This is a genomic window from Streptomyces pathocidini, assembly GCF_001418495.1.
Taxonomy (GTDB): Bacteria; Actinomycetota; Actinomycetes; order Streptomycetales; family Streptomycetaceae; genus Streptomyces; species Streptomyces pathocidini.
Map to the genome: position 1 here is coordinate 1 of NZ_LIQY01000424.1, position 5,762 is coordinate 5,762.

3 protein-coding genes, 1 pseudogene and 1 riboswitch are annotated in these 5,762 nt (G+C 69.0%); of the genes and pseudogenes, 3 read left to right on the forward strand and 1 reads right to left on the reverse strand.

Annotated elements, in window-relative coordinates:
* Nucleotides 1–62 precede the first annotated feature (62 nt).
* Nucleotides 63–1,364 carry a sugar ABC transporter substrate-binding protein gene (locus AOK16_RS19405; RefSeq protein WP_055473480.1) on the reverse strand — a complete coding sequence of 434 codons (1,302 nt, stop codon included), beginning with the start codon at nucleotides 1,362–1,364 and terminating at the stop codon, nucleotides 63–65.
* 302 nt (nucleotides 1,365–1,666) lie between these two features.
* On the opposite strand from AOK16_RS19405, the gene AOK16_RS19410 reads away from it, so the two are divergent.
* The 3 genes and pseudogenes from AOK16_RS19410 to AOK16_RS19420 all read left to right on the forward strand — a co-directional run.
* Nucleotides 1,667–2,452 (forward strand): GntR family transcriptional regulator, encoded by a 786-nt coding sequence (locus AOK16_RS19410; protein WP_055473482.1) that lies wholly within the window; start codon nucleotides 1,667–1,669, stop codon nucleotides 2,450–2,452.
* 226 nt (nucleotides 2,453–2,678) lie between these two features.
* On the forward strand, nucleotides 2,679–4,874 hold the full coding sequence (locus AOK16_RS19415; RefSeq protein ID WP_055473481.1) for a carbon starvation CstA family protein: 2,196 nt from the start codon (nucleotides 2,679–2,681) through the stop codon (nucleotides 4,872–4,874).
* 104 nt (nucleotides 4,875–4,978) lie between these two features.
* Nucleotides 4,979–5,167: pseudogene (locus AOK16_RS19420) on the forward strand (YbdD/YjiX family protein); the annotation flags it as partial.
* Nucleotides 5,168–5,377: 210 nt separating this feature from the next.
* Nucleotides 5,378–5,501, forward strand: a riboswitch (cobalamin riboswitch).
* The last annotated feature ends 261 nt before the right edge of the window (nucleotides 5,502–5,762 follow it).

A 5,762-nucleotide genomic window follows, 5' to 3' on the forward strand; every position in this document is an offset into this window, starting at 1 on the left:
CGTACACCGGCGGTCAGGGCGTACGGTCACGCGGCATGCCCTGACCGCCGGTGTACGACGGCTCAGGAAGCCTTGTTGATGAGCTCGTTGACCCGTGTGTCGGCCTTCTTCGTGGCGTCGGCGACCGGAGTGCCCTTGAGGACGTCGAGGAGCATGTCCTCCAGCACCTCGTCCTTCTCGATCGCGGTCCAGCCGGGGGCGATCGGGGTGAACCAGGCGTCCGGCACCGCGTTGGCGATCGGAGCGGTGGACTCCTTCTGCTTCAGCGGCTCCAACTGCTTGGTGTTGTTGGGGAGGATGTCCTTGGAGGCCAGCACCTCCTGGGACTTCTCGCTGGTGAACAGGGAGATCCACTCCTGGCCGAGGTCCTGGACCTTCGACTTGGAGATCGTGGCGAGGTCGGAGCCGCCGATGAAGGACGGCAGCGCCTTGCCGTTCGGTCCCGGCATGCCCGCAGTCTTGATCTTGCCTTCGAGCTTGGGGTTGCCGTTGGCCTTCCCGTCGACCACGCCGCCGGCCTCCCAGCCGTTGCCGTAGATGAGGGCCGCCTTCTCGTTGGCCATCACGTTGGCGTGGTCCTGCTCGTCCTTGGTCTGGTCACCCTTGTTGTACTTCTTGACCAGGTCGACGTAGTGCTGGATGCCCCGCTGGGCCTCCGGGCTGCTGAGGGTAGCCTTCCACTCCTTGGCCCCCTCGTCGTACTCGGCGATCTTCCCGCCGTACGCGGCGACGTAGGACATCGCGGCGTACCAGTAGCGGCCCGGCAGGTAGAGGCCCGAGAAACGCTTGTCCTTCTTGCCGTACTCGGCCTGGACCTTCCCGACAGCCGCGAGGAGTTCGTCCTCGGTCTGCGGGAAGGCGTCCGAGCCGGTGGCCTTCTTGAACATCTCGGTGTTGTAGATGGCCACGCGCGCGCCCGCGTAGTACGGCACGCAGTACTGCTTGCCCTCGAAGGCGCAGGTGTCCTTGAGGCCCTGGATCCAGGTGTCGGAGTTGTCGTACTTCTTGGGGTCGATCTCGCCGAGCGCCCCGTTGAGGATGTACGTCATGGTCTCGGTGTTGCCGAGCTCGACCACGTCGGGGAAGTTGCTGCCGCCCAGCGCCGTGTCCAACTTCTTGGCCTTGTCTGCCCACTGCTGGTACTGCACCTTGACGGTGACGTCGGGGTACTTCTCCTTGAACTGGTCGTTGACGTCCTTGACCAGTTCGGGCCAGGTGCTCTGCGCGTCGGACATCAGCCAGACGGTGAGCGTCTCCTTGCGGTCCTTGGGGTTCTTCGCGGCCTCGCCGCCCTCCGAGCCGCACGCCGCGACACCAGTGATCATTGCTGCGACGCCGACCGCCGCGATGAGCTTGCGCTTCACGACCCCTCCTTCAAGGGATGCCAGAACTCCCCCACCCCCGGAGTCCGCTGAGTCGGAATCGACTCGTTACGGGCATGCACCGTGTGCGGCGCGGGGACGTGGTCTTTAATGGTTTAGACCAGTGCTCGGCAGCTTGGCCTAGACCTTTAGGGGTGTCAAGGGTGTATAAGAGTCGCTGTCGGCTCCGTTACCGGACCGACACCTGAGGTGACAGCCACCCGCGGCCGGGACCGCGCCACGATGAGGCCTGAGGGACGGAGGAGCCGGTGACGGCAGCGGAGGAGCAGTCGGGAAGGCTGGCCATGACAGCCGAAGAGGCAGGCGAAGGGCCGGAGGGCACCCATGGTGCGACCAACGGGACGGTGCCGGCCCGCAGCGCCCGCGTGCCCAAGTACTACCGACTCAAGCGCCACTTGCTGGGGATGACCGAGACACTGCCACCGGGCACCCCCGTCCCCCCGGAGCGCACGCTGGCCGCCGAGTTCGACACCTCCCGGACGACCGTGCGCCAGGCGCTCCAGGAGCTGGTCGTCGAGGGGCGGCTGGAGCGGATCCAGGGCAAGGGCACGTTCGTCGCCAAGCCCAAGGTCTCCCAGGCCCTCCAACTCACCTCCTACACCGAGGACATGCGGGCCCAGGGCCTCGAACCCGCCTCCCAGCTGCTGGACATCGGCTATGTCACGGCCGACGACCGGCTCGCCGGGCTGCTCTCGATCGCGGCCGGCGGGCGCGTGCTGCGGATCGAGCGGCTGCGGCTGGCGAGCGGCGAGCCGATGGCGATCGAGACAACCCATCTGTCGGCCAAGCGCTTTCCGGCGCTGCGCCGGAGCCTGGTCAAGTACACCTCGCTCTACACGGCGCTGGCCGAGGTCTACGACGTGCACCTGGCCGAGGCCGAGGAGACCATCGAGACCTCGCTGGCCACCCCGCGCGAGGCCGGACTGCTCGGCACGGACGTCGGGCTGCCGATGCTGATGCTCTCGCGCCACTCGCTCGACGCGGACGGCCGCCCGGTGGAGTGGGTGCGGTCGGTCTACCGCGGCGACCGCTACAAGTTCGTGGCCAGACTGCGGCGTCCGGCGGGCTGACCTGCCGCCGGAGTACGGGAGTTGGGGCCGTGCGCGGTGGTACGGCGCGGGCTCGGCAGGGGCGTGGCATGGGCTCGGCGCGGGCTCGGCGAACCGTATCCGTACTGGAATGCGGACAGGTGGTGACGGTTTCCCGTCGGCTTGCTTAGATTTTCTGCGCGTTACGTAGCAGATCCCGGTCGCGGACCGGGGTGCAGACCGCCGCCGGAGAGACGGAGCCGCCGACATGGCAGAGCCAGCACCACCCCAGAGTCCGAAGCGCGCTTTCACTCCGCAATCCATCGCGGTATGGGGACTTGTCGCCCTCGTCGGCGCCATCGGCTGGACCGCGCTGGCGCTCTCGCGGGGCGAGGAGGTGTCGGCCGCGTGGATGGTGGCCGCCGCCCTCGGCTCGTACGCCATCGCGTACCGGTTCTACGCGCGGTTCATCGTCAACCGGGTGCTGAAGACCGACAAGACGCGGGCCACCCCCGCCGAACGGCTCGACAACGGCGTCGACTTCCACCCCACCGACCGGCGTGTGCTCTTCGGTCACCACTTCGCGGCGGTCGCGGGCGCGGGGCCGCTGGTGGGGCCGGTGCTCGCGGCGCAGATGGGGTATCTGCCGGGCACCATCTGGATCGTGGTCGGCGTGATCTTCGCCGGTGCGGTGCAGGACATGGTGACGCTGTTCTTCTCGATGCGCCGCAACGGCCGCTCGCTGGGCCAGATGGCGCGGGACGAGATCGGGCCCGTGGGCGGGGCCGCGGCGCTGATAGCGGTCTTCGCGATCATGATCATCCTGCTGGCGGTGCTGGCGCTGGTGATCGTCAACGCGCTGGCGCACTCGCCCTGGGGTGTCTTCTCCATCGCCATGACCATCCCGATCGCCCTGCTCATGGGCTTCTACCTGCGGGTGCTGCGCCCCGGCCGGGTCACCGAGGTCTCGCTCATCGGCGTCGCGCTGCTGCTGCTCGCCATCGTCGCGGGCGGCTGGGTCGCCGAGTCCTCGTTCGCCGACACCTTCACGCTGGAGCCGGGCACGCTGGTCGTCTGGATGGTGGCCTACGGGTTCGTGGCCTCCGTGCTCCCGGTGTGGATGCTGCTGGCCCCGCGCGACTACCTCTCGACCTTCATGAAGGTCGGCACGATCGTGCTGCTCGCGCTCGGCGTGGTCATCGCGCTGCCGACGCTGCAGATGCCCGCCGTCACCGACTTCGCCACCAGTGGCAAGGGGCCGGTCTTCGCGGGCTCGCTCTTCCCGTTCGTCTTCATCACCATCGCCTGCGGCGCCCTGTCGGGCTTCCACTCCCTGATCTCCTCGGGCACCACCCCGAAGATGATCCAGAAGGAGACGCAGATCAGGATGGTGGGCTACGGCGCCATGCTGACGGAGTCGTTCGTCGCCATCATGGCGATGATCACGGCCTGCATCATCGACCCCGGCCTCTACTTCGCGGTCAACTCCCCCGCGGGCGTCATCGGCACCACGGTGGAGTCCGCCTCGCAGGCGGTGGCGGGGCTCGGGTTCTCCATCTCCCCCGACCAGTTGGCGGCGGCGGCCAAGTCGGTCGAGGAGGCGAGCCTGCTCTCCAGGACCGGCGGCGCGCCCACCTTCGCGCTCGGCATGTCGGAGATCTTCTCCTCGGTGGTGGGCGGTGCCTCGCTGAAGGCGTTCTGGTACCACTTCGCGATCATGTTCGAGGCCCTGTTCATCCTCACCACGGTGGACGCGGGCACCCGGGTCGGCCGGTTCATGCTCCAGGACATGCTCGGCAACGTCTACAAGCCGTTCCGGCAGATCAGCTGGAAGCCGGGCGTGTGGTTCGCGAGCGCGGTCGTCGTGGGCGGCTGGGGCTACTTCCTGTGGGTCGGCGTGCACGACCCGCTGGGCGGCATCAACCAGCTGTTCCCGCTCTTCGGCATCGCCAACCAGCTGCTGGCGGCGGTCGCGCTGGCCGTGTGCACGACCCTGCTGGTGAAGTCCGGGCGCCTCAAGTGGGCCTGGATCACGGCAATTCCGCTGGCCTGGGACGCGGCGGTGACGCTGACCGCGAGCTGGCAGAAGATCTTCTCCGACGACCCGAGGGTCGGCTTCTTCCAGCAGCGGGCCGTCAACCAGGAGGCCATCGACGCGGGCAAGGTCCTGCCACCGGCCAAGACCATGGACGACATGCACACCATCTTCACCAACGCCACGGTAGACGGCGTGCTGTCGGCGCTCTTCGCGATCCTCATCATCGTGGTCATCGCGGACGCGGCCCGCGTCTGCTGGAAGGCGATCCGCGACCCGCGGTCCGTGACGCTGCACGAGGTCCCGTACGAGAAGTCGCGTCTCGTCGCTCCGGCCGGTCTCTTCCCGACGAAGGAGGAGAAGGCGGAACTGGCCACGGCCGGGGTCGAGATGGCGGGCCCGTCCACGGAAACCGCGAGCAGGCCGTGACGAGCGGGGCGGGGCCGGTGACCTCGCGGGAGTCCGTACGGGAGCCCTCGCGGGAGTCCGTACGGAAGTCCCCGTGGGAGTCCGTACGGAAGTCGTGGGAGTCCGTACGGCGGTTCACCGCCCGCGCGCGGTGGTTCTGGCGCGAGGCGACGGGCGAGGCGGCCTACGACCGCTACGTCGCCCACGCGCGCGCCCGCGACCCGCGGGCACCGGTCCTGACCCGCCGCGCCTTCGAGCGCCACCGCGTGGACGCGCGGGAGGCGGACCCCAGAGAGGGCTTCCGCTGCTGCTGACCGGCTGACGGAACACCCGCGTCACGTACGGGCCGCCGCCCCTTGATCCGAGGGCGCGACGGCCCGTACGTCCGTCATGCGCGGCTTCGGATACGGGACTTGGGCCGTCGCGGTCCCGGCCGTACCCACAGGCTAACGCACCGAAGCGCCTGCCGCCTTCACGCCATGACACAAGATGTGGGGGTGCGTGCGGACCTCACCACAAGATGTATGCTCATGCTCGCTGTCGCCGCAGGGGAATCCGGTGCGAATCCGGAACTGTCCCGCAACGGTATGGACAGGCGCGTTCACGCGTTTTCCGAGTCCGATGACCTGCCGGCGGCACGCCCGGTTCGACCGAGCCGGGCTGTGAATCGTCCGGGCCTCGCGGGTTGGGCCGACGGATGCTGCGCGGTGTGCCGCCCTGCCGTGAACGGGGTGCCGCACGCCCGTACGCTCCCGTCTCCCCTCCCCCGCGGCCCCAGCCGAGCGAGGGAGAGCCACGTGACCATCGCGCCCGCAGACCCCGCGTCAGCCACCGCGGCACGCGAGTCCGTACCGGAGCCCGCGACCGCGGGAACCGCCGGAGAGCCCGCCGCCGACGGCCCCGGGGCCG

Bases quoted from the DNA above. Each gene is read 5' to 3' on its own strand.
- AOK16_RS19415 (WP_055473481.1), top strand. From the start codon at position 2,679: ATGGCAGAGCCAGCACCACCCCAGAGTCCGAAGCGCGCTTTCACTCCG.
- AOK16_RS19410 (WP_055473482.1), top strand. From the start codon at position 1,667: ATGACAGCCGAAGAGGCAGGCGAAGGGCCGGAGGGCACCCATGGTGCG.